The 20,953-nt window shown below is 38.7% G+C and carries 29 protein-coding genes, 2 tRNA genes, 2 pseudogenes and 1 other annotated feature; of the genes and pseudogenes, 3 read left to right on the forward strand and 30 right to left on the reverse strand.

What is annotated here, in order from left to right; genetic code table 11:
- Nucleotides 1–19: 19 nt before the first annotated feature.
- From ilvN to AKG34_RS17115, 12 genes and pseudogenes are all read right to left on the reverse strand, one after another.
- Entirely contained in the window at nt 20–532 is a 513-nt protein-coding gene (ilvN, locus tag AKG34_RS17070; RefSeq protein WP_053347190.1) for an acetolactate synthase small subunit, read from the reverse strand.
- A 3-nt stretch (nt 533–535) separates the two neighbouring features.
- On the reverse strand, nt 536–2,251 hold the full coding sequence (gene ilvB / locus AKG34_RS17075; RefSeq protein ID WP_053347191.1) for an acetolactate synthase large subunit: 1,716 nt from the start codon (nt 2,249–2,251) through the stop codon (nt 536–538).
- Between the two features lie 116 nt (nt 2,252–2,367).
- Nucleotides 2,368–2,626, reverse strand: a binding site (T-box leader).
- A gap of 257 nt (nt 2,627–2,883) precedes the next feature.
- A pseudogene (locus AKG34_RS29725) lies at nt 2,884–2,976 on the reverse strand (peptidoglycan-binding domain-containing protein); the annotation flags it as partial.
- A gap of 134 nt (nt 2,977–3,110) precedes the next feature.
- Complete coding sequence (locus tag AKG34_RS17080; RefSeq protein ID WP_053347192.1) at nt 3,111–3,386, reverse strand: GNAT family N-acetyltransferase; 276 nt, start codon at nt 3,384–3,386, stop codon at nt 3,111–3,113.
- Nucleotides 3,387–3,458: 72 nt separating this feature from the next.
- Nucleotides 3,459–4,718, reverse strand: a complete 1,260-nt coding sequence (locus tag AKG34_RS17085) for an FtsW/RodA/SpoVE family cell cycle protein (RefSeq protein WP_161804946.1) — start codon at nt 4,716–4,718, stop codon at nt 3,459–3,461.
- Nucleotides 4,719–4,722: 4 nt separating this feature from the next.
- On the reverse strand, nt 4,723–5,130 hold the full coding sequence (locus tag AKG34_RS17090; RefSeq protein ID WP_053347194.1) for a PadR family transcriptional regulator: 408 nt from the start codon (nt 5,128–5,130) through the stop codon (nt 4,723–4,725).
- A complete protein-coding gene (locus AKG34_RS17095) occupies nt 5,120–5,665 on the reverse strand; it encodes a sigma-70 family RNA polymerase sigma factor (protein ID WP_053347195.1) in 546 nt (181 codons plus the stop codon). Before AKG34_RS17095 ends, AKG34_RS17090 begins: the two co-directional genes overlap by 11 nt.
- A 165-nt stretch (nt 5,666–5,830) precedes the next feature.
- On the reverse strand, nt 5,831–6,190 hold the full coding sequence (locus tag AKG34_RS17100; RefSeq protein ID WP_053347196.1) for a YidH family protein: 360 nt from the start codon (nt 6,188–6,190) through the stop codon (nt 5,831–5,833).
- Nucleotides 6,191–6,367: 177 nt separating this feature from the next.
- Complete coding sequence (locus AKG34_RS28360) at nt 6,368–6,541, reverse strand: hypothetical protein (RefSeq protein WP_162878664.1); 174 nt, start codon at nt 6,539–6,541, stop codon at nt 6,368–6,370.
- Nucleotides 6,542–7,063: 522 nt separating this feature from the next.
- A complete protein-coding gene (locus tag AKG34_RS17105; RefSeq protein WP_053347197.1) occupies nt 7,064–7,342 on the reverse strand; it encodes a 2TM domain-containing protein in 279 nt (92 codons plus the stop codon).
- Nucleotides 7,343–7,516: 174 nt separating this feature from the next.
- Entirely contained in the window at nt 7,517–7,873 is a 357-nt protein-coding gene (locus AKG34_RS17110) for a GIY-YIG nuclease family protein (RefSeq protein WP_053347198.1), read from the reverse strand.
- 18 nt (nt 7,874–7,891) lie between these two features.
- Nucleotides 7,892–8,647, reverse strand: coding sequence for a DUF2087 domain-containing protein (locus AKG34_RS17115; RefSeq protein ID WP_053347199.1), 756 nt, complete (start codon nt 8,645–8,647; stop codon nt 7,892–7,894).
- Nucleotides 8,648–8,891: 244 nt separating this feature from the next.
- On the opposite strand from AKG34_RS17115, the gene AKG34_RS28045 reads away from it, so the two are divergent.
- The gene (locus AKG34_RS28045; protein ID WP_269083768.1) at nt 8,892–9,035 is read left to right on the forward strand and encodes a DUF5412 family protein; all 144 of its coding nucleotides are present in this window, start codon (nt 8,892–8,894) and stop codon (nt 9,033–9,035) included.
- A gap of 151 nt (nt 9,036–9,186) precedes the next feature.
- Here the strand turns inward: AKG34_RS28045 and AKG34_RS17120 are convergent, their stop codons facing one another.
- From AKG34_RS17120 to AKG34_RS17180, 14 genes are all read right to left on the reverse strand, one after another.
- Entirely contained in the window at nt 9,187–9,387 is a 201-nt protein-coding gene (locus tag AKG34_RS17120) for a hypothetical protein (protein ID WP_053347200.1), read from the reverse strand.
- A 371-nt stretch (nt 9,388–9,758) separates the two neighbouring features.
- Nucleotides 9,759–9,832, reverse strand: a tRNA-Arg gene (locus tag AKG34_RS17125).
- Nucleotides 9,833–10,232: 400 nt separating this feature from the next.
- Nucleotides 10,233–10,979 (reverse strand): alpha/beta fold hydrolase, encoded by a 747-nt coding sequence (locus AKG34_RS17130; RefSeq protein WP_053347201.1) that lies wholly within the window; start codon nt 10,977–10,979, stop codon nt 10,233–10,235.
- A gap of 329 nt (nt 10,980–11,308) precedes the next feature.
- Entirely contained in the window at nt 11,309–11,434 is a 126-nt protein-coding gene (locus AKG34_RS29335; protein WP_255264011.1) for a hypothetical protein, read from the reverse strand.
- A gap of 132 nt (nt 11,435–11,566) precedes the next feature.
- Nucleotides 11,567–11,640, reverse strand: a tRNA-Arg gene (locus AKG34_RS17135).
- A gap of 177 nt (nt 11,641–11,817) precedes the next feature.
- Nucleotides 11,818–12,330, reverse strand: a complete 513-nt coding sequence (locus AKG34_RS17140) for a metallophosphoesterase family protein (protein WP_053347202.1) — start codon at nt 12,328–12,330, stop codon at nt 11,818–11,820.
- A gap of 2 nt (nt 12,331–12,332) precedes the next feature.
- Nucleotides 12,333–12,944: an XTP/dITP diphosphatase gene (locus AKG34_RS17145; protein WP_053347203.1), complete on the reverse strand. Its 612-nt coding sequence runs from the start codon at nt 12,942–12,944 to the stop codon at nt 12,333–12,335.
- Nucleotides 12,913–13,695 (reverse strand): ribonuclease PH, encoded by a 783-nt coding sequence (rph, locus tag AKG34_RS17150; RefSeq protein WP_053347204.1) that lies wholly within the window; start codon nt 13,693–13,695, stop codon nt 12,913–12,915. Before rph ends, AKG34_RS17145 begins: the two co-directional genes overlap by 32 nt.
- Nucleotides 13,696–13,783: 88 nt before the next feature.
- Nucleotides 13,784–14,857, reverse strand: coding sequence for a GerMN domain-containing protein (locus tag AKG34_RS17155; protein ID WP_053347205.1), 1,074 nt, complete (start codon nt 14,855–14,857; stop codon nt 13,784–13,786).
- A gap of 62 nt (nt 14,858–14,919) precedes the next feature.
- Nucleotides 14,920–15,444: a dihydrofolate reductase family protein gene (locus AKG34_RS17160; RefSeq protein ID WP_053347206.1), complete on the reverse strand. Its 525-nt coding sequence runs from the start codon at nt 15,442–15,444 to the stop codon at nt 14,920–14,922.
- Nucleotides 15,445–15,489: 45 nt separating this feature from the next.
- A complete protein-coding gene (gene racE, locus AKG34_RS17165) occupies nt 15,490–16,293 on the reverse strand; it encodes a glutamate racemase (RefSeq protein ID WP_053347207.1) in 804 nt (267 codons plus the stop codon).
- Between the two features lie 10 nt (nt 16,294–16,303).
- Entirely contained in the window at nt 16,304–16,747 is a 444-nt protein-coding gene (locus AKG34_RS17170) for a MarR family winged helix-turn-helix transcriptional regulator (protein WP_053347208.1), read from the reverse strand.
- 223 nt (nt 16,748–16,970) lie between these two features.
- Nucleotides 16,971–17,195 (reverse strand): helix-turn-helix domain-containing protein, encoded by a 225-nt coding sequence (locus AKG34_RS17175; RefSeq protein ID WP_028392149.1) that lies wholly within the window; start codon nt 17,193–17,195, stop codon nt 16,971–16,973.
- Nucleotides 17,196–17,317: 122 nt separating this feature from the next.
- On the reverse strand, nt 17,318–17,782 hold the full coding sequence (locus AKG34_RS17180; protein ID WP_053347209.1) for an acyl-CoA thioesterase: 465 nt from the start codon (nt 17,780–17,782) through the stop codon (nt 17,318–17,320).
- 167 nt (nt 17,783–17,949) lie between these two features.
- Between AKG34_RS17180 and AKG34_RS17185 the strand changes: the two genes are divergently transcribed.
- Entirely contained in the window at nt 17,950–18,285 is a 336-nt protein-coding gene (locus AKG34_RS17185; protein ID WP_053347210.1) for a hypothetical protein, read from the forward strand.
- Nucleotides 18,286–18,513: 228 nt separating this feature from the next.
- Complete coding sequence (locus AKG34_RS17190; RefSeq protein ID WP_053347211.1) at nt 18,514–18,717, forward strand: hypothetical protein; 204 nt, start codon at nt 18,514–18,516, stop codon at nt 18,715–18,717.
- Nucleotides 18,718–18,768: 51 nt separating this feature from the next.
- On the opposite strand, the gene AKG34_RS17195 is transcribed toward AKG34_RS17190, so the two are convergent.
- The 4 genes and pseudogenes from AKG34_RS17195 to AKG34_RS29020 form a co-directional block, all read right to left on the reverse strand.
- Entirely contained in the window at nt 18,769–19,317 is a 549-nt protein-coding gene (locus tag AKG34_RS17195) for an SMI1/KNR4 family protein (protein WP_053347212.1), read from the reverse strand.
- 23 nt (nt 19,318–19,340) lie between these two features.
- Nucleotides 19,341–20,057 carry a hypothetical protein gene (locus AKG34_RS28050; RefSeq protein WP_053347213.1) on the reverse strand — a complete coding sequence of 239 codons (717 nt, stop codon included), beginning with the start codon at nt 20,055–20,057 and terminating at the stop codon, nt 19,341–19,343.
- On the reverse strand, nt 20,026–20,471 hold a 446-nt coding region (locus tag AKG34_RS29015; RefSeq protein WP_330219155.1), incomplete at its 5' end, for a group II intron maturase-specific domain-containing protein. The genes AKG34_RS29015 and AKG34_RS28050, both read right to left, overlap by 32 nt.
- 1 nt (nt 20,472) lies before the next feature.
- Nucleotides 20,473–20,953, reverse strand: a pseudogene (locus AKG34_RS29020) (reverse transcriptase domain-containing protein); the annotation flags it as partial.

Raw genomic sequence — 20,953 nt, forward strand, 5'->3', positions numbered from 1 at the left:
TTGTTTTTGTTTTTAGTCTTTAAACGATTGTTGCACTTTTTGCATGTGCTAATTGCATTCCACGTGGGAATGCAGCTGTCCCTGTCCTTGCCAATTCCTTGATGCCATAAGGTTTGATTAGTTCAATAAAAGCTTCAATTTTGTCTGACTCCCCAGTGATTTGAACCGTCAGACTATCTTTACTCACATCTATTACAGATGCTCGGAAAGGTTCAATGACTGAATAAATTTCAGCACGGGTCTGGGTACTCACTAATATTTTAATGAGTGCCAGCTCCCTGGCCACAATCGATTGATTCGTAATATCATATACTTTTAAAACATCAATCTGCTTGTTTAATTGCTTTGTGATTTGTTCAATGACGTTTTCGTCATCAACATCGACCACGAAGGTCATCCTTGATATACCTTCCTGTTCGGATGGTCCGACAGTCATGCTTTCAATGTTATAGTTTCTTTTTGTGAACAGGTTCGTAATCCTATTAAGGACGCCTGGCCTGTTGTTCACAGTGAGGCTAAGAATTCCCTTCATTGATTAAACTCCTTCCATTTCATCAAGCCCTTTTCCTTGCGCTACCATCGGAAAGACATTTTCTTTTTGTTTAACACGGAAATCAATTAATACCGGTCCATCAATTGCTAGCGCTTCATCGAGGCAGTTGCTTGCTTCTTCTTCCGTAGTTACTTTGAATCCCGGAATTCCATAAGCATCAGCCAATTTCACGAAATCAGGGTGCGATTGGAAAATGCTGTGTGAAAAACGGTTATCATGAAAGAGTTCCTGCCATTGTCTTACCATTCCAAGTGCTCCATTATTAACGATGATAATTTTGATTGGTAGATTCATTTCAGCAATAACCGAAAGTTCCTGAAGGCACATCTGGAAGCCACCATCTCCGGATATTGAAAGTACTGTCGCTTTCGGATCTGCAAGTTGCGCCCCGAGTGCGGAAGGTAATCCAAAGCCCATCGTGCCAAGTCCCCCGGAAGTGACCCAAGAATTTGGTTTGTTAAACGGATAGTATTGCGCTGCCCACATTTGATGCTGTCCAACATCCGTCGTAACAATGGCTTCTCCATTCGTTTTTTCATGAAGCATTTGGATGACTCGCTGAGGTTTCAGCACGCCTTCTTCCTGTGTATAACGCAATGGGAATTCTTCATTCCATTTAGTCAGCTGTGTGGTCCATTCTTTAATATCCGGCATTTTACCACTTTGCCCAATCAACTCGGTTAGGGCTTCTTTCGCACTGCCGACTACCGGAATCTTTGTTGGTACATTTTTGCCGATTTCTGCTGGATCAATATCGATATGGGCAACCGTTGCATGCTGTGCGAATTTTGCTAAATTCCCAGTCAATCGGTCATCGAATCTGGCACCGATATTGATTAATAGATCACATTTTGATAACGCCATATTTGCTGCAAAACAGCCATGCATACCGCCCATTCCGATAAAAAGCGGATGGTCAGCCGGAAAGCCGCCAAGACCAAGTAGAGTGTGAACAACTGGAATTCCTTGCTGCTCGACGTATTCCTTTAATAGATGGGATGCCTTTGCATGCAGGACACCTGCCCCAGCAAGAATGACCGGTCTTTTCGCTCCACTTACCGCTTCAACGAGCTTTCTAATTTGCAAATAATTCGGCTTCGTCGTCGGCTGATAACCAGGGAGATCCATTACAGGCTCATCATCCGTTGATACTCCTTCTAAAATGGCCATATCTTTCGGAATATCGATCAAAACTGGACCCGGTCGGCCGCTTGAAGCGATATAAAAAGCTTCTTTTATAATACGTGGGAGGTCTTCCGGCTTTCTTACTTGATAGTTGTGTTTTGTAATTGGGGTTGTAATCCCTAGTACATCAGCTTCTTGGAAAGCATCTGTACCAATTACACTAGTAGCAACCTGACCTGAAATAACAACAAGTGGTAAAGAGTCAATCATTGCATCCGCTAAACCGGTAACAATGTTTGTTGCTCCTGGACCGGATGTGACTATGACCACCCCCGGCTTGCCGGTAATCCTGGCGTATCCTTCTGCTGCATGGATTGCGCCTTGCTCATGTCTTGTCAAAATATGAAAAAGCTCTGAACTGTATAGCTTGTCATAAATCGGCAATACAGAACCACCCGGATAACCAAAAATGACTTCAACATTTTCCTTTTTCAATGCATCCATCAGGAATTCGGCACCACTATATTGTGTCTTTCCACCTTTCCGATCAGCCACTACTGCTTTTTGTGTCATACGTAAAGACCTCCTCCACTTTCTCACTTGATATTTTTTCTTAAAATTCGGAATTTTCTGCTTTTTTAGCATACAAAAAAGCCTCCCCACCCCAAATGTACTTGCACTCTGCAAGTTAAAGGGGTGAAAAGGCTTGATAAGCCACTCCACGGTACCACCCTTTTTCGCACGAACTTCCATGCGCACTTTGAATAGTCTACACTATTCTCTGTTTTGGTAACGGGTACTGGTACGCACCCGTTCAGCTCTACTAGTCTGACGTTCAAGCCGAAACTCCAAGGTGAGTTCATCTTTCGGGACAATACCGGTTCTCAGCAACCCGGCTCTCTGTGAATGCCTTGTAAAAAGACTACTTATCCTCTTCAATGCTTTTCGCATAATTCATATTTTTAGAAACGCTTATGTTTGATGTCTTGTATTTGTGATTATCTTACTTGTATTTCGGGTACTAGTCAACAGGTTTTTAAAGAATTTTTTGATAATTCTAAATTGCAAGTTTTACTGTATACGCTTACATACCTACTATTATCCCATTCTCTAAATAAATAAATTGTATTTATTTATTTTAAAAAATGTTAAATATTCTATATTTTCAAATTACAAATCAATTTAAAGATTTTTCTCAAGGACCTTCATAAAAGCAAATAACTTATTTCGCGAATTTTACCCAATATCCCTTTTTCCTGTAAATTATGTTTTTTCTGAAAGGCGATTACTGCTTTTTTTGTTTTCGCATAAAATCAAATTTCACATCATAACATCTGTTTTTAGTTTATTAGTATAAATACATAGAAAAAGGCTGAATACATAGGATAATGGATGAATAATCATGTTCATCCTCCTCGTATCAGCCCTTTAATTATTTAGCTAAAACATCCTCGTAATCGGCATTTTTTTCAAATTGTTTTTGAACGAATGTACATACCGGAACGACTTTTAGTTTTTCTTCACGTGCAAACTCAATTACCTTTTCAACAAGAGAATTACCTACCTTCTGCCCGCGAAGCTTGTCAGACACAACAGTATGGTCCACCGTGATTTCATTATCACCTGATTTATAAAACGTAATTTCCGCCAATTTCTCGCCAGATTCCGCGACAAAAAAAGAACCTTCACCTTTTTGGATATCCACCATTTTGATGACCTCCTTTTATATCCCTTTATCATATCTCACAAAATGAAAATTAAACAAATATTTAAAACTAAATTAAGATTGAACCGTCCAAATCACATCTTTTTTTCGATAAACACTTAACACAATACCGAAAATAAAAGAATTCAACAACGTACCAGAAACTCCATAAGAGATAAAAGGGAGCGAAACACTAACAATCGGGAGAACCCCAAATGACATCCCCAAGTTGATGAATACCTGCATGGCAAACATAGCCAGGCCCCCGGAAATCAAAAGGGTTCCATAATCATCCTTAATGTTCGTTAATATGAAAAACATTCGAAAGATACAAAGTAATAGAATTCCACTTAATAACAGAGCAAAGATCCAGCCCAATTCATAGGTCAACGAAGTCAGGATTAAGTCGGGAGATCCTTCTGGAAAATAGATTTCCACCTGCTGGGTACCGCCGAATAAACCAGCATTCCCAATAAGTTCTTTTACTCTCACATATAAATACTCCATTCCGCCCCCATACTTTTCAGGTGCAATGAATGAATAGATTCTCGCCAGTTGGTATTCTTTCAACGGAAACCTATAAAACGTTGCTGCAGCTATTCCGATCATCGCACTCGCAAAAAGGATCATTTTCTTTTTGTCCAAACGTGTTTTCAAAATCATTGTAGAAACCATAACGAAATAGATTACGATGCTTGGCCAGTTAACAGCTCTGTATAATAAAAGCATTGGAAAAAAGAAAAGAAGTCCAACTAAGAACATATTGATTCTCTCATTCCGGAGAATTCCTGCCCATCCAAGGAGAAAAAGGGGAAGCGTTATTAAAATATCACTGTAAAAAAAGCCTAGATTTAGACTAGGCATTCCGTTAACCGTAGGCCCAAACTCTGATGTAAATAAAACCACCGAACAACCTAAACCATAAAATACCCATCCAAATTTAGACAATTTCGTATAATCCATAAACATGACTGCACCAGCAACACCTAAACCAAGAAGGCAGCCGACCAATTTAGCATAGAAAGAATAATAATAGGACTCTGAACTTAATACCAACAGTGGAATGAAACCAAGAGACATCACCAATAAAAATAAAGCTGTCAAACGCCAGTCTACTTTCGGCCTGTGCAACCGATTTAACTTTTGGCCGATTGTAATCGGGCTTCCCATCTGTTGAACGGACTTCACTTCGGCCTCTTCTTCTGTGTACCCTTGTTTCTTTAGAGCCTCAGTTGACTGCTTCAGATGGAATTCTAATTCCGCTGTTACGAATCGCTTTGCCTCTTTGGAACAGATGAACTGTTTTACTTCATAAAGAAATTGTTCTTTTTTCATCATTTCACCCCTCTAAAACCGTTTGTAAGATGTAAGAGCCTGCATTTTGTTTAGATTCTGACTTTGCGAGCATTCGGCGCCCTTTATTACTAAGGCAGTATGATTTCTTCTCCGTCTGTTCCCATTTGGCCTCAATGAAACCCCTCTGTTCCAAGTCATGCAGCATCGTATACAAAATTCCCTCCTGCTCGGTGAATTTTTCAATGCCCCGCCTTATTAAGGATGACATAATCTGATAACCGCTTTGTTCCTCCTGGAGAATTCGAAAAATGGCGATCATTACTTCCTCATCACTTTCCTTTGCCTGAACAAGTCGCTGTTTAATAGCCGTCTTTTGTTTGTCAGTAAACTTTACATCAGCAAAAACAGTTCTTTTCATTGCACGTTTGAGCTGATTCAATTTATCTTCCATCGTTATCCCCCTCCAGCTTCTCTTTTAGCATCGCTTTCGCCCTCCGCATCCGGGTTTTTATTGTACCTTGGCTGATTCCCGTCATTTCGGAAATTTCTTTTATCGATAACTCTTGAAAATAAAATAAATAAATCACTTCCCTGTATTTTATCGGCAGATTCATCAGGGTATGAGAAAGCATTTGATCCTCATCAAGCTTAAGAATAGTTTCTTCCACACTCACTGTTGCCTGTGGCTCCACCCGCTCATCCACGGTATATTCGATGTTCCGATGGTACCAGCTTTTCAAATAATCCTTACAGTGATTTATGGCAATCTTCCATAGCCATGTTCTCAACTTGGATTGCTTCTTATATGTAGGCAATGCTTTATAACACTTCACAAAAATCTCCTGCGTTAAATCTTCGGCAACAGTGAGATTTTTCACATATGAGTACACAAGCTGAAGAATATCCTGACCGTATACAGTCATAATCTCATCCAACCATATATCTTCTTCACCAGCCTCCAGATATTCTGTAAATAACTCCTCCATAACCCTCATCCTTTCTTTCTAATTTATAGACGATTGTCAACAGGTTAAAGTTTTCTTAATTTACCCTTTATAATCAATGGAAGGATTCTTTCCATATTTATGTAAGGATAAGTATATAATAGGAAGAAACAAAAAAAACTGCCCTATACTGGATAGGACAGAATGTTAAAATTTTATAAAAAGAAAATATAAAATAATCATCAATAACATAATCACCATAAAGACCGCAATGAGAATTACCTGCACACTAGAGGGTGTGAACGTCTCCTCGTTAATTTGTCGCTTCTTCTGCAAATAACCGAAAGTTGCCAATACAGTAATCACTAAACCCAAAGTACAAGTAAACATCCCCAACACAATACTAATCAAATCAATCCGGTCGTCCCGATACTTGCCAATCGTAAAATGCAAACTCGTGGTTAAAAAACCAACCCCTACAATCGCAATCACCGTTCTGATCCATGCCAAAAAGGTGCGTTCATTGGCCAAATGCTGCTGTGCATACTTTAATTGATTTTTTTCCATATCATCACCTTAGCTTGAATGTTTTATGAATAAATCATATCACAGTGATTGCTTTTTCACATTGACACAGGAGGTAATAAAGAAAATCATATACCCTTTAATAAAAACAGACTGATACACCAAAGACCCTCGATTATTTCTAATACCCCTGGTATACCCTCCTTTTTATTTATTATTTTATCTCTTAAGGAGCGAAAAGGCTCTAAACATAGATCCGACAAACATAAGCCCCGCACCACCAAGTAATAAATATATACATAGTGTTTTATCAATAACATTCAAAGGATAAAGCAAGGCACCCAGTGCGAAAAAAGCCCCTATTCCTGTTATAATCCATCCCAATTTTTTCATGCGCAACTCCTAAAAGTTAATTATTTAGTGAAGCTCCTCTAAGGGTCTCACTATCTATTGCAAAAACTACTCTGTCTTATTCCCATAATAATAGCTTAAACCATTTAAAAACTTACAACAAGTACGAGCTTATAATTATCTTTCTAAAGGGTTTATTTAAAATTAACTAGAACTAAGAATCTCTCTATACGAAAAAAGGAACCATAACTGGTTCCTTCAGACTGTATACAAACTCGATGAAAATCGAGTTAGTCTACAGTTTTTTTGAGGGTTTGTAAAAATTCGAACGTTGATTTCCACTCCAGGCACTCGCTTTCCGCGGGCGGTCAGGGAGCCTCCTCGGCGCCTTTGCGCCTGTGGTGTCTCCCTTGGACACGCTTTTCCCGCAGGAGTCTCGCACCTCCCGTTCCAATCAACTTTGTTTTAACAATTAGAAATAAACACTTTTGCCTACAGTCTTTTTTGTTTTAATAACTGAAGGAACCATATCTGGTTACTTAAATTGAACGTATTCATATTTTGTCAGACATCCTTTTTATCCTTTTCCATGAATTCCTTTATCTTTCTTTCTTCCCATTCCGATCCGAAGTTACCATCTGCAAAAGTTGTTATACCGTGTACCAGAACTCCAATTCCCCATCCTCCAAGTGGATAGAGGAACCACCAATAACTAGTATCCGTTATTAGGTTCATAACAAAAAGCATAGCATTAACCAAGAAATACACCGTTAGATGAATGTAGAATGCCTTAAGGTTCTCCACCCTCTTTTTCGCTCTTAAATATTTATCTTCATTTCCCATTCCCTCGCCCCCTTATCGTAAACACTTAAATATATTATTCTCCACATCAATAATACCTTATTTACCCAATTTTTATTACAAAAAGGAGACGATGTGCATCCTATGATGGAATGCCGGGAATTCGGTTAATAATCGAAGATTGTTTATCTCCTATCTTTGTAAATCCAATACACTTCAGCTGGATTTTACCCTATTGTATCCTCTTTCTTCATATGGCTGTATTTTCTCCAACCATGCTTCCTCAAGTTTTTTCAATTCGCGTTTGGCATCAAAATATCCTGTTTCTTTCGGTTTTAGAACCTCTAGCACCTCAAAAGAAAAGACGTCTTTCCCATATTGATTCCACTCATCTTGCAGCATTTTATTAGTACTTGTTCCCATTTCCAATTCAAATTGTTTACCCTTTAATGTCTTTAGATTCCTAGTGCTCCCTATAAATACTTTATTATTTATCGTGTTTTTTATTTGGTAAACTCCCGCTTCAACTTTTGTTTCCTTATATAATTGCTTCAATTCTTTTTTTCGATCCATCTTCATTGCCTCCATTCGTCATTTCTTCAGCCAATATTGGCTTCCATCAGGCTTTCTATCCAAGAATCCATATTCTATTAAATACCTTCTCAAAAGAACATAGTCATGATAGGCCGCTTCCAATATTTGATTGATTTCTTTTTCACTATATTTCTGCTCATTTTTAAAACGATTCGAAATTTCTTGAAGAACAATAAACCTTTGTTTTTCCTTTGGCGGAAAAGTACTCAAAGCAGCCTGACTACCTTCTGGTAAGAATTTTTTCAATATGACCTCTTTTTCATCCTGCGTAACATTATAACGATCATCCACCATCCTTGCTTTTTGATGAAGAGGGACAAATGCAGGCGCATGTTTATCTTTATCTTTTAAAAGCTCCATCATGGCCAAAAATAACTTAGCTTGACGCTCTTTCTCTTTTAATACAAAGCGATGGTTCCGAATAGTAGAAGAACTTCCAATTCCCATTTCCTCTTGCACCTCTGCATCGTTTTTCCCTTGATAAAAAAGACGAAGAAGGCGATTCTGATGATCTGTGAGACCTGTTAGTTTCTTATCGAGATCAATCAAGTATTCGAATACCGATTGATGTGCATTTTCGATATGAATACGCATATACCTTTCTGCTTCATAAAGAGTCCCATCTATTGGATACACTATCCCTTTTTGAACTGTATTTCCGCACAGCAAACAAATAAACTGATTCTCTTCTTCGATATACCCCTGTTTTAGCTCATCATGCGATGCACTCCAAAACATTTCTGCATCCTGCATAAAACAAACACTCCCTTATAAAGTTTACAATATAATAAACATAATATTAATTTGTTTATATTATGTCAACATTTTATGTGAATTAGACATTTTTATATCGTATTTATTCATTTTCCACATTAGTTTCGTTGCATTTTCACAAAAGGGGTTAGACTTTGGGAACATATAGTTTTGGGTAAAGAGAGAGCTTTTAAGATTTTTTTGAGAAGATGGGTTTATGGGAGTTTATTACTGATGTCTGATTATTTACGGAGTGTATTGGACGTTCTTTGATATGAGGAGGCTACCAACAGGGGATTTTCTTACAAAAGAATCATCCCTTGTCGACGAATATACGTTGAATGTTGACTTTACGAATGGAGTTGCGACGAAAGACGGTAATTATTAAAAATTGCGAAATTATTACCCTTAAACATTAAATAGGAATTGATGCACCAAGTCAAAAAGCATCCAACTAGTTGGATGCTTTTTTTCAAATAATAATATGAAATTGGTTGAATTTAGTATAAATCCTTTGATTCGATAAAGAAGAATAAGTATTAGCTAGGCACAAACTTAAGTATTCCTTCCAGATAAACACCTTGTTCTTTTTTCGTACACGCTCTTAACTTAATTCTTCCCTCCTCTTCTAATTCCTTTGCTAATTGGACTACCTTTGTTCCATCTTCGGCTATCTCTACTGAAAAGAAATTCCCCCGAGTGGAAGTTTGAATGAACTTAAATAATCTATCTTTATTCATCTAAACAACTCCTTATTTATTACAAATTCGACATAAAAGATAATCTACCTGCGATAAATAGAAATAAAAAACTTCCTTGAAGGAATACGAACATGAATAGTCCTGGAATCACAAATCAATAGACATTCATTCTTGTAATTAGAAACCTAATTATTCTCCCTCTGATTTTTCCCAAGGTAAGATATTAACCCTTGCTCACTTGCCCTAAAACGAAAAAAAACTACGACAATGTAACGGACTATGAACATACATAATAATAATAATAATATTAATACCGAAAATAAGGAATCCCCCTAATCAATCATTTTAACTTTATCCCGATAAAACAAAAACAGCCAAAACCTTAAAAAAGTTTTGGCTGTTTTTGTTAGTGTCCCAGGAGAGATTCGAACTCCCGACCGACGCCTTAGAAGGGCGTTGCTCTATCCAGCTGAGCTACTGAGACATTTCGGTATTTTTTTTCTTCAGTTCAGAATAACGGTCACTTTTCGAACTTAGTCCGTAATCGTGATTTTTATTATAACCTAGTATAACACTCATTGCAATACTAGTAATAATAAATTTTGAAGAGTTATAGAATACCCCCACATTCATTCAAAATTCATCATGGTATTTGAATGAAGCTTGCAGTAAAAAAATGCAGAATACACTCTATCGAACAATTCGAAGTGATCATAATAATCAACAAAAGGAGAACACTTTGTTATAAGCGTTCTCTTCTTTTATCATATATAACTTATTAATTCATGATGACCTACCCATGTTTTAAAAGGCAGCTAGACAAAGCAATGTCATCCTGTTTATTTTAGTTAGATAAGTTACAAAACTGACGAATGAATTTCCGGTCATTCCTTCATAAAGCCAGTAATTTGACGATACAGCTTCTCGGGATGGGTGAAATTGACCATATGGTCAGCACCTGGAATTTCTATGATTCGAGCGTCTGAGTGCTTTCGAAAGTAATTGGCAACACGAAGGTTATCGGGTGAATCCTCCTTACCGATTATCAATAATGTTTTGGCCGTCAATTCTCCTAATCTTTCGATGGCCGATGGTTGCGGCCAAATCAACTTAACAGCCGGCCATTCAAACATTCGGTTCATATGGTGCCGGAGCATCTGAACCATCAAATCCCGGTGAGGACTCATTGTTACAACACGATACGATGGATCACTGAGCAAAAGCTCAATCATCTTATCGATATCGGGGGCAGCTCCATGAATCGTCTTCATTCTCTCTTCAAATTCCTTTGAATAGCTAAACCCAGATAATCCAGGCGCAAGCAAAACAAGTTTTGAAACCCTTTCAGGATAATTCAGAGCGAATTCAGTGGCAATTTGGCCACCCATTGAATGACCGATGAGTGTCGCCTGATTGATTTCTAGATGATCAAGCAGAGACAGCAAATCTTCAACCTGGTTGACATCTTCTAAAGGGGACGGTGATTTCCCGGTCCCACGTCCGTCAAAAGCAACGACCTTGTAGTCTTTCGCTAAAAGAGATGCGACAAATGTCCAGTTCCGTACATCAGCACCACCAGTGAGGAGAACCACAGGATGACCATTTCCATTAACTTCGTAATACAAATCCATTGAAATCCCTCCACCCATTACGATTTAATAATTAAAAATATGTTATCTTTCTTAATAATCCTGCCTTTTTCTGGCTTAACTTACAATTCAAGAAGCACCTTTTAATTTCCTTCCTCATTCTAGAATATGGCCCGAGTGCGGAACAAAAATAAAGAAAATATCTTCATCTATACTACACGTTACTTAAAAAAACCAGCCCCATAAATGGGCGTTTATGGGGCTATTAATCCCTTTAATAAAAAAAACAACTTATTTATGTCTATTCATAGAACCAAATCTCATTCCCAAAAACAAAGTAACAGTTTCGATCATTTACACCTTTTTTTGTGCTAATATATGAAAAAAATATATTGGAACGCCCTTGGTTTAGAAGCGATAGAACTAGAAACAGGTATTTCCTCTAATAATCCTCTTACGTCTACTTCAACATCTAATAATCCTTTTCTTTTGGTCATACGAAAAAACCTCCTATATCGTTAGTAATGTAAGTCGATATACGGTGTAATTTCTTACATGACCGTTATACTGACCGTTTCACTAAACGATATAGAAGGTTTTCGTATCGGGCTTTAAAGCCACTTTGTTAGTGTCCCAGGAGAGATTCGAACTCCCGACCGACGCCTTAGAAGGGCGTTGCTCTATCCAGCTGAGCTACTGAGACATTTATGATATAAGTTGCGGTAAAACTTATGTATGTATTACCTTAACTGTTCCCTTAGGACACTTCTTATTATAGTAGGATATCAAAAGAAAGTCAACGATTTTTCATAAAAAAGTTTTTTTCTTTTTTATAAGCCAGGAAGCGTGGAAAAACGCTTCCTGATCATTATACATTAGGTTAGTCGATCCGATAAGCCCTACTTAGCTCCTCAACGATTTTTCCTTCAAGATCATAATAGATGATTTCAAGTTGGTCGCTTCCTATATCCAAAATGGCATATGTTTTCTCTTTTCGTCCGCGTGGCTGGCGTATGCTACCTGGATTGATGAAGAGCTTGCTTTCAATCAACTCGGAACCAGCGGCGTGGGAGTGACCGAAGCAAATAATATCGGCACCGATTTCTTCACTTTTATAAGACAAATTCATTAAAGTCATCTTAATGTTATACAGATGTCCGTGGGTTAAGAAAAAGCGCTTGCCTCCAATGTCTTCAACAGCGTCATCTGGATAGGTAGCATCATAATCACAGTTCCCCCGTACTGCTAAAAAGCCCTTCATGAGAGGGTCTTTGCTTTCTAGCTCTGAATCACCGCAATGAATCATAGTAGCAACTTCTTCTTTGTGACGGTCGGTTATCATGCTGATTTCATGAGTTAAGCCATGACTGTCACTCATTATTAGCACTTTCATCGTCACATTCCTTCTTCCCTTTTTAGAAATTGACCCAGTTTTTCATCCAAAGCCTTCAATGCATGAGCACGGTGGCTGATTTGGTTTTTTTCCTCTTTTGTCAATTCAGCATTTGTTTTCCCCTGCTCTTTAACAAAAAAGACTGGGTCATATCCAAATCCATTCGTTCCTGAAGGCTGTTCGGTAATCAAGCCTTCCATCGTCCCAGAAACGGTGATTGTTTCCTGATTTGGTGACGCTAACGCTAAGGCGCAATAAAACCTTGCTGTTCTTTCCGCTTCTGGTACACCCTCTAGTTCCTGCAGAACTTTTTTCGTGTTCGCTTCATCACTCTTTGACTCGCCAGCATAGCGCGCAGAGTATACACCAGGACGCCCATCTAATGCATCGACAATCAAACCGGAGTCATCAGCTATCACGAAGTGACCTAGTTGATGGGCAATGGCTTCTGCTTTAAGAATTGCATTTTCTTCAAAAGTCGTTCCTGTTTCCTCCACATCCGGGGCGTCCGGTACGTCAAGAAGTGTTTTGACTTCATATCCTTTTGCTGAGAATAGACTTTCGAATTCCTTGGCTTTTCCTTTATTTTTTGTTGCAATAATTACTGTCTTCATACTTTGTCTCACCCTTTTGTATTTTATCGGCAATAACTCCAAGTGCTTCTTTTTGCACCTCGAATAAGGTTTGAAGTCCTTCTTGAGCTATTGAAAGTAATTGCTGTAACTCGTTATATGTAAAAGTTGCCTCTTCCCCTGTGCCCTGCAATTCGACAAATTCACCACTGCCTGTCATGATGATATTCATATCCACAAGGGCTGCTGAATCTTCCTGATAATTTAAGTCTAACACAACTCCTGCTTCTTCAATAATCCCGACACTTGTTGCTGCTAGATAATTTTTCAACGGAAATACCGCCAGTTTCCCCTCTTCATCCAGCCTATTTAAAGCAAGAGCCAACGCGACGAATGCGCCCGTAATTGAAGCTGTCCGAGTGCCGCCATCTGCCTGAATAACATCGCAATCAATCCAGATCGTTTTCTCACCAAGCGCCTCTAAATCGACCACTGCCCGCAGTGACCGTCCAATTAGCCTCTGAATTTCCATCGTGCGCCCTGTTATTTTCCCTTTTGCCGATTCCCTGATTGTCCGTTGATTAGTTGCTCGCGGAAGCATCGAATACTCCGCATTAATCCAGCCTTTCTTTTTACCGCGCATGAACGGCGGAACCCGCTCATCAACGCTTGCGGTACAGATGACCTTTGTGTCACCGACTGTAATTAATACCGAACCTTCAGGATGCTTCAAATAATCTTTTTGGATCTGTATCGTCCTTAATTCAGTATTCAGCCTGCCGTCAACGCGCATATTGTATCCCCCTAATTTCAAAAAAAGAATAAGAGGCAGCGAAAGGCTGCCTCATTGTGTTATATCTATAGTATACAAAATCGTTTCTTTAAAAACTACCTGTGTTCACTTTTTCTGGACGGACCACAGGTTCTGATAATTTCTTTCCTTCTTCGTTAAGAATATCTGCACTGCCTTGCACCTGTACTTCAACACTTTCAATTCCCTTTTGCTCCGTCAAAGATAAAACTAATGCATCAAGAACATCTTGAGAAACCTTTTTCTCTTTAAAACTACCAAGAATGTTTTCGTTAAAATTGAGAGTAACCTTTCCTTCTGCCATTTTCGGCTGATCAAGTAAGGCCACATCACTCATGAAGCCCGTTTGCAGGTTTGTTCCAGAAGGACTCTTCGTTAATTCCTCAATAACTGCTGTTACATTATCGGACACCGTCTCGCTAATACGGCGTGTTACTGGTACATAATAGGTGTACTCCTCGTCCCCGCCAATGTAATAGACAGTCAACGCTTTCGTATTCGAAATATCTACCACGTCACTGGTATCAATATTGATTCCGGAAGACCGTGAGATATTTTCATCTATCGGCGTGCCATTGACTGGCATTTCCGTAATATCTTCCCCATTGATTCTCATTTGGATTTTATCAACCGAGTCGAATTGAGTTAGTGTCCATGTAATAGCTTGAAGAATTTTGAGTTCATCTTCTTTTTGATAATTTTTGAACTCCGGTGAAAAGTCAGCCACAGCCACTCCTTCTTTTATGTTTACACTTATTTGAGTATCGGCAGGAATAACCGCTCTAAACCCATTGGGAAGCTTATCTGTAACTGGTCCATTATCCACGAGGTAGTCAAGGGCCTGTTTTGCGACGGCTTCCGATTTAGGAAGTTCCATTGTCTGTGGAACCACATATCCACTTTTATCAATTAAATACAACTCGGTCTTCACTGTTGCTGTTTCACCAGCAGTCTTTTCCCCATCTGTTGCCGGCTGTTGCTCCCCGTTGGTCTCTTTTAATGAAGATTCATCCTCGACTAATGAAACATCCTTAGGCGGGTCAATCTCCTTTTTCTCTTCACCCCCAAATAATCCACATCCGGAAAGAAAAAGAGAAGATGCCAGAATGGTCACAGCCATTGTTACTTTTGATTTATTGGACATAAAATCACTCCTAGGACAGTTTGTACTCCTATTTATACGAGCCCTAAGGGAAAATAGACCAATTATTTTTCTCTCTGATCATGCAGCTGAGCAATCTGGCCGTACTGTTGTATGTTTGTCAGCTTTAATTTGACTTCAGGATTTCCTGCTTGAAACAAAGAAATCCCTTTACCTAATACTGTAGGAATAATAGAAAGAATCATTTCATCCACCAGCTGTTTTCTCATGAACTCACTAACTAACTCCGCACCACCGACTAGCCAAATCCTTGAGTCACCCTTTAGATTTCCTATGAAATCTCCCACATCTTCATTTACAAATTCCACATGCTCGTCTTTACCTTTCGCACTTCTAGAAAAGACGTAGCAGGTTTTATCTTGATAAGGAAATTCTTCTGCTAGTGTATGAATCTGTTGATACGTTTTATTTCCCATGATCACCGTATCAATATTTTTAAAGAAATCGCCGTATCCATTATCCCCTGCACCTTCTGTCTCTTCAAGCCAACCTATGCTTCCATCCTCTCTTGCTATATATCCATCCATGCTTGTAGCTATATACATAACGATATGCTTTTGTGATACCATTTTTTTTGCTCCTTTCTACAAAAAAAAGACCTCCAAATGGAAGTCTTATAGGTGGTCAATTTTAATTGTTTCTATTGCATTGATATGAATACCGAGCCAACTCGATGCGATTGACCCAAACATATCTCTTGAACCAGTTGTGTAAAAACGATGAACCGGACGCTGCTTGCTTTTATTGATTAATCGATAGTAATCCAAAATAACACTTGCCTCACGGGCTGTCTCTTCCCCAGAGGAAATGACTTGTACTTTATCTCCCATATACTCTGAGATTACAGGCCCTAACAGCGGATAATGGGTACAGCCAAGGATTAATGTATCGATGTTCGTTTTCTTTAACGGGTTTAAAGTTTGAGCCACAACCCTATTCACGATTTTCCCTTGAAACTCTCCGCTTTCTACGATGGGGACAAATTTTGGACAAGCTAAACTATCCACTTTCACATCCGAATTGATGGAGGCAAGAGCGTCGTCATAGGCCTTGCTTTTCACTGTACCTTCTGTGCCAATTACTCCAATATGTAGAGCATTAGAAACCTTCAATGCCGCCCTTGCCCCTGGATGAATAACACCCAATACAGGAATCGGAAGTATCGCTCTAATTTCATCGAGCACCGCTGCAGTCGCAGTATTGCAGGCAATGATTAACATTTTAATATCCTTCTTCAATAAGAACCTTGTCATTTGCCAAGTGAAGGTTTGGACATCTTTTTTTGACCTTGGTCCATAAGGGCATCTTGCGGTATCGCCCAAGTAAATTATATTTTCATTTGGTAGCTGGCGCATGACTTCTTTAGCCACTGTCAAACCACCTACCCCCGAATCAATGATTCCTATTGGTTGTTTCAAAAATCTCGCCTCATTTTTCTTTCATTTCTTGATGTAGTTTTGCTAAAGTCCCACTTAGGGAAACGATATCGGATTCGCTGAAATTGACTAAAACGCCACTCAAGTACTGCTGCCGTTTGTTGATCACTTCTTCGATAATCCGTTCGCCTTCTTCAAGAAGGTGAATGCGAACCACACGCCGGTCTTTCTCATCCTTGACGCGCTGAACAAGCTGATGTTTCTCCATGCGGTCAATCAGTTCCGTCGTTGTGCTAAAGGCAAGAAACATCTTCGTAGACAATTCGCCAATCGTCATGTCGCCCGCTTCAAAAAGCCATTGCAAAGCCAGAAACTGAGGAATAGTAATTTTATAATCACTCAGAATTTCCCGTCCCCTTTGCTTAAGCCATGACGAAACATAGCGCAATTCCCTTTCGATCTCGACCACATGTGCAGCCTGACTCTCTTCACCCATACACCCAGCTCCCCACTTCATGAAACTTATCATACTACCATTTTGGGGGAAAGTGAAATAAATTTCAAGATAGATTATCTAAAGGATATAATGAAACCCCCTCCATTAAAATAAGCAGCATCTAAAGAAGTCAACATGAGAAATTATCTCAGACTTCCTTATATGCTGCCAATGAATGGGAGAGAAAAAATATATAAGGCTTACGTATTAAAGAGTCAACACATTAAAGCTTAAGTTCTCCCATACGAAGGAGCTCTATAACTGCCTGCGAACGTCCTTTGACTCCAAGCTTCTGCATCGCATTTGAAATATGGTTTCGAACTGTTTTTTCGCTAATAAACAATTCACCTGCGATTTCTTTTGTTGTTTTATCTTGTACTAGTAACTCAAATACTTCTTTTTCTCTTTTGGTGAGTAGTGGCTTATGAGTGAATTCGTTCTCCTTCAAGTAATGTTACCCTCCTTGCCTTCACCAGCATAAAACCCGGAGTGGGTGTCTATTTAGTCAAGATATAGTATGTCAGCTGGGGCAAGGGAGTGACTCTTTTACTTGTCTAATTGAAACTTTATTTAAGAATGTTTGACCTTTGTTCGCGCCATACATTCCTTCATCTCTTCCGGCCAAGGAATCGGATTCCCAGTGGTTTTAGAGACTTGGACAATAGTTCCTCTACCCGTCAAGCAAACCGAACCATCTTGTTTGGTTCCCATGTAATGAATGTCCACAGAAGAATTCCCGACATGGGCCGCTTTTACATGGATCATCAATTGATCGTTAAAAAAAACCTGCTGGATATAATCACATTGTAAATCGGCAACAACCGGTATCTCATTGCTTCCATCCGATGTCCAATCCTTCATAAAACCCATGCTATTAAAATACTCAATTCGTGCTTCCTCAAAATAGGTAAATGGAACCGTATTATTCAAATGACCGAACATATCCGTTTCCGAAAAACGGACCTTAATTTCATGTTTAAAAGAAAAGTCGCTGCCCCATTCTTTTATATTATCGATATATGATATTCTGTTCAATCTGTGCACCCCCTTATAAAATGAATGACTATTCACTCATTTTATAAGAAAAAATAGATAATGGAAAGGATTTTATATTCTTATCCTGTAAATATGATGGATTTGACCACTTTATTATTTTACACAACACTATTTTTCAATTACAGATGGACGAGGAGTTTACTAGCTTGAGAGCTATTAAGGAACTTCCTGCAGCTGCTGAATCAAGCATCAGAGAAGCATTAAAAGAATTTGAAAATGAAAAGCCCGCAATTGTTGAAGCATACATACACCCAAATAATAGCTATATTGTATTAGATCCCGGATTGACCGATCACGATATCGTAGAAGAATGCACAGCTGATTTTGCTAATAAGACTATCGTTAAGACCTATTACAACCAAGACGAACTTCTATATCCAATTAAACCCAGAACTGCAAATGAGGTAGTTTGGTATCATAGTCGCCAGATGAATCCAATCATTTCATCGTACTGCAAAAAATTTGGGACATCGATGATATGATTCCATTTACAAAATTCCAATTAACTAATAAATAGATTGTTATCCGGTCCATTGACGTCAATTGTGTCATTTTTATGGGCCGTTTATTTAATTACCTCACTCTTTCTACTAAATTGGTATTATGTTGAAAGAGTGGATTTTAATATTTGTCCCCTCTTTTTCAAAATGTGACACAAAAGTGATGTCTTTCCATGTTATGCTTTTAACAAACAAATAGGAGCTGTAAACATGATTAAAAAATATGCTGTCATTTTACTTGCTGGCTTAATGTTAATTGGTTGTTCTTCTCAATCGAATGTAAAGGCATCTAAAGAAAAGACTTCTAAAGAAGTATCTGAAATAAACGATCCCGCAGACGTTATTTACGAAACAGACAAAACTAAAAATCCTAAACACAAACAAACAGTGATACTTGAAATCGAATCGAAATAATAAATAATAAGAGCGACTGCATTTAATTAGCAATCGCTCTTATTATTTATTTTACCTGGTGGTATAGTAGTTTTCAGCTGTGTAAATAGGCCAGTCCCAAAACACTACGCCTTGTGAAATAATGTAGCGGTCTAAGAAAATTTCGAAATTAAGATTTGGAGTTGCGAGTTCTGTAAACTCCAAAATGTTAAGGTAATTCGGATCCGAACTCTTTAGTTTTTCTGTATCTAATATGAGAAAACAATCTTCCAATAAATGTCCAATCGGAATCCCCAGTCCCTCCATTAACTCAAGTTCTTGAGCTTCCTTTACTTCATCTAAACTAAATAAATGAAGCCCGCCCCCTATGTTAATATCGTCTTCTTCGATCAATTCATATATTCTTGCCCCATTATGGAGTGTTAAGAATGCCTTGTAGTCTTCAGGAAGCTTGATGTTATTTTCCCTTTCAAACATTTCAATTTCAGTTGTCTGTATTGGAGCGTTAAAAGAACAAGAAACGTTACCAACTTCCCCTTCGTGTGATATTGTCTTCATTTGATTTTTGTTATTCAACAATTTTTTAAGTCCAGATAGGGTGTTATGCACGAAATGACTCATTTACTTATCCCTCCAAAATTAAATTAATATGCTTTCCACCAAGGAGATACTGTGTTCCAATGGAGATCTTCTGTCAACGGAAATACATTAGACATCGAATTCGTTCCGCCATATTCTAATGGCAATTCATGATGTGCTTGAAGCCCTGGCCAAGTTGCACCCCAGCCTGGATCTCCATATTCTTTAATATACCATGTCCTAAATTTTCTCTTAAGATTAGTATCCCTCTTAGTTCGTTTATCTTTTGGTACTACCTTTATATTAGCTTTTGTCGGAGTCCACATAGTCGTTTTATTGTGTGAATTGTATATTTCAGGATAAGCAACTGTCTTTTTATTAACTAACACCTCTTCTGTTGCTCCGTCACTGGTTTGTGTTCCACTACCATTCCACCCCGCCGTAGTTCTTGTATAGGTTTGGTAAAAATTCGTAGTTTTATTATTGTAAGTCTTAGACGTTTTTTTGCCGATTTTTATATCTGTACCTTGCCACTTCGTATCATATTTGATTACTTGAGTATATTTACCATACTGATCTTTACCTGCATAAAGTTTTCCGCCTGTCCATACGGTACGTTTGATCCCTCCACTCGCGTCATTAAAAACAAAAAAGGGAAAGGTTCTTATAACCGAAATCGAGTAGGAGGAGGCGCCTAGCCTCCGACCTCTCACACCACCGTACGTACCGTTCGGTATACGGCGGTTCAGTTTAAGTCTGACGTAGTTTTGTATATCGTTCATATAGATTGACTAACCCTTGGTGGTGCCAATAAACATTATTAAGGGTTTTGTCTAGAATAGGACTATGCGCTATGCGCCAATAACCCTTTCTGCTATTTCCCCATTCATATGCTTTTCCAAATGGGACGCCTAATCCTTTGAGTTTCCTCACTCTTGTTCTTGGCAATTTCCATTGTTTCCATAGGCACATCCTGAGTCTTCTTCGAATCCATGAATCTAAATTCTTCAATACGTTCGGAGTATCAATGAGGGCGAAATACCCCATCCAACCTCTAAGGTATTGCTTTAACTTATTTATTCGGAGTTTCATAGGTATCGGTAATTTTCTCGAGGTCATTTCCCTGATTCGTTTCTTTACTCTCTTCACCGTTTGTTTAGCCAGTAGAACCTTCGGGTTCTTCTTTGACTTCGTGANATACTTCGACTTCTCGTAGTTGACCTTTAGCTTCAGTTTATTTTCAATGAAGCTTGAGATATTTCCCATTGCACGTTTGGCGGCTTTTCGTGTCTTCACAAAGATAGTACTGTCATCCGCATACCTTACGAATCGAAGATTGCGTTTCTCTAGTTCTTTATCTAAATCGTCTAACATGATATTAGATAATAAAGGACTTAACGGACCTCCTTGCGGAGTTCCCTCCTCACTTTTATGAAAAAGTCCGCCTATCATAATGCCTGCTTGAAGGAATTTACGAATCAGTTTGAGAACTCGTTTATCTTCAATTTTCCGCTCTAACATTCCCATGAGCTTGTCATGATTCACTTTATCGAAGAACTTCTCCAAGTCCATATCCACTACCCATGTATAACCTTCGGTTATATAGGACTTTGCCTTTCGGACCGCCTGGTGTCCTTGTTTGTTAGGGCGAAATCCATAGCTATTCTCCGAAAAGGTT

The sequence above is a fragment of the Peribacillus butanolivorans genome (assembly GCF_001273755.1).
GTDB classification, from domain to species: Bacteria; Bacillota; Bacilli; order Bacillales; family DSM-1321; genus Peribacillus; species Peribacillus butanolivorans.

Coding starts and splice junctions, on each gene's coding strand:
- ilvN (WP_053347190.1), bottom strand. CDS start 532: ATGAAGGGAATTCTTAGCCTCACTGTGAACAACAGGCCAGGCGTCCTT.
- ilvB (WP_053347191.1), bottom strand. CDS start 2,251: ATGACACAAAAAGCAGTAGTGGCTGATCGGAAAGGTGGAAAGACACAA.
- AKG34_RS17080 (WP_053347192.1), bottom strand. CDS start 3,386: ATGGTGGATATCCAAAAAGGTGAAGGTTCTTTTTTTGTCGCGGAATCT.
- AKG34_RS17085 (WP_161804946.1), bottom strand. CDS start 4,718: ATGAAAAAAGAACAATTTCTTTATGAAGTAAAACAGTTCATCTGTTCC.
- AKG34_RS17090 (WP_053347194.1), bottom strand. CDS start 5,130: ATGGAAGATAAATTGAATCAGCTCAAACGTGCAATGAAAAGAACTGTT.
- AKG34_RS17095 (WP_053347195.1), bottom strand. CDS start 5,665: ATGGAGGAGTTATTTACAGAATATCTGGAGGCTGGTGAAGAAGATATA.
- AKG34_RS17100 (WP_053347196.1), bottom strand. CDS start 6,190: ATGGAAAAAAATCAATTAAAGTATGCACAGCAGCATTTGGCCAATGAA.
- AKG34_RS28360 (WP_162878664.1), bottom strand. CDS start 6,541: ATGAAAAAATTGGGATGGATTATAACAGGAATAGGGGCTTTTTTCGCA.
- AKG34_RS17105 (WP_053347197.1), bottom strand. CDS start 7,342: ATGGGAAATGAAGATAAATATTTAAGAGCGAAAAAGAGGGTGGAGAAC.
- AKG34_RS17110 (WP_053347198.1), bottom strand. CDS start 7,873: ATGGATCGAAAAAAAGAATTGAAGCAATTATATAAGGAAACAAAAGTT.
- AKG34_RS17115 (WP_053347199.1), bottom strand. CDS start 8,647: ATGCAGGATGCAGAAATGTTTTGGAGTGCATCGCATGATGAGCTAAAA.
- AKG34_RS17120 (WP_053347200.1), bottom strand. CDS start 9,387: ATGAATAAAGATAGATTATTTAAGTTCATTCAAACTTCCACTCGGGGG.
- AKG34_RS17130 (WP_053347201.1), bottom strand. CDS start 10,979: ATGGATTTGTATTACGAAGTTAATGGAAATGGTCATCCTGTGGTTCTC.
- AKG34_RS29335 (WP_255264011.1), bottom strand. CDS start 11,434: ATGACCAAAAGAAAAGGATTATTAGATGTTGAAGTAGACGTAAGAGGA.
- AKG34_RS17140 (WP_053347202.1), bottom strand. CDS start 12,330: ATGAAAGTGCTAATAATGAGTGACAGTCATGGCTTAACTCATGAAATC.
- AKG34_RS17145 (WP_053347203.1), bottom strand. CDS start 12,944: ATGAAGACAGTAATTATTGCAACAAAAAATAAAGGAAAAGCCAAGGAA.
- rph (WP_053347204.1), bottom strand. CDS start 13,695: ATGCGCGTTGACGGCAGGCTGAATACTGAATTAAGGACGATACAGATC.
- AKG34_RS17155 (WP_053347205.1), bottom strand. CDS start 14,857: ATGTCCAATAAATCAAAAGTAACAATGGCTGTGACCATTCTGGCATCT.
- AKG34_RS17160 (WP_053347206.1), bottom strand. CDS start 15,444: ATGGTATCACAAAAGCATATCGTTATGTATATAGCTACAAGCATGGAT.
- AKG34_RS17170 (WP_053347208.1), bottom strand. CDS start 16,747: ATGGGTGAAGAGAGTCAGGCTGCACATGTGGTCGAGATCGAAAGGGAA.
- AKG34_RS17190 (WP_053347211.1), top strand. CDS start 18,514: ATGATTAAAAAATATGCTGTCATTTTACTTGCTGGCTTAATGTTAATT.
- AKG34_RS17195 (WP_053347212.1), bottom strand. CDS start 19,317: ATGAGTCATTTCGTGCATAACACCCTATCTGGACTTAAAAAATTGTTG.
- AKG34_RS28050 (WP_053347213.1), bottom strand. CDS start 20,057: ATGAACGATATACAAAACTACGTCAGACTTAAACTGAACCGCCGTATA.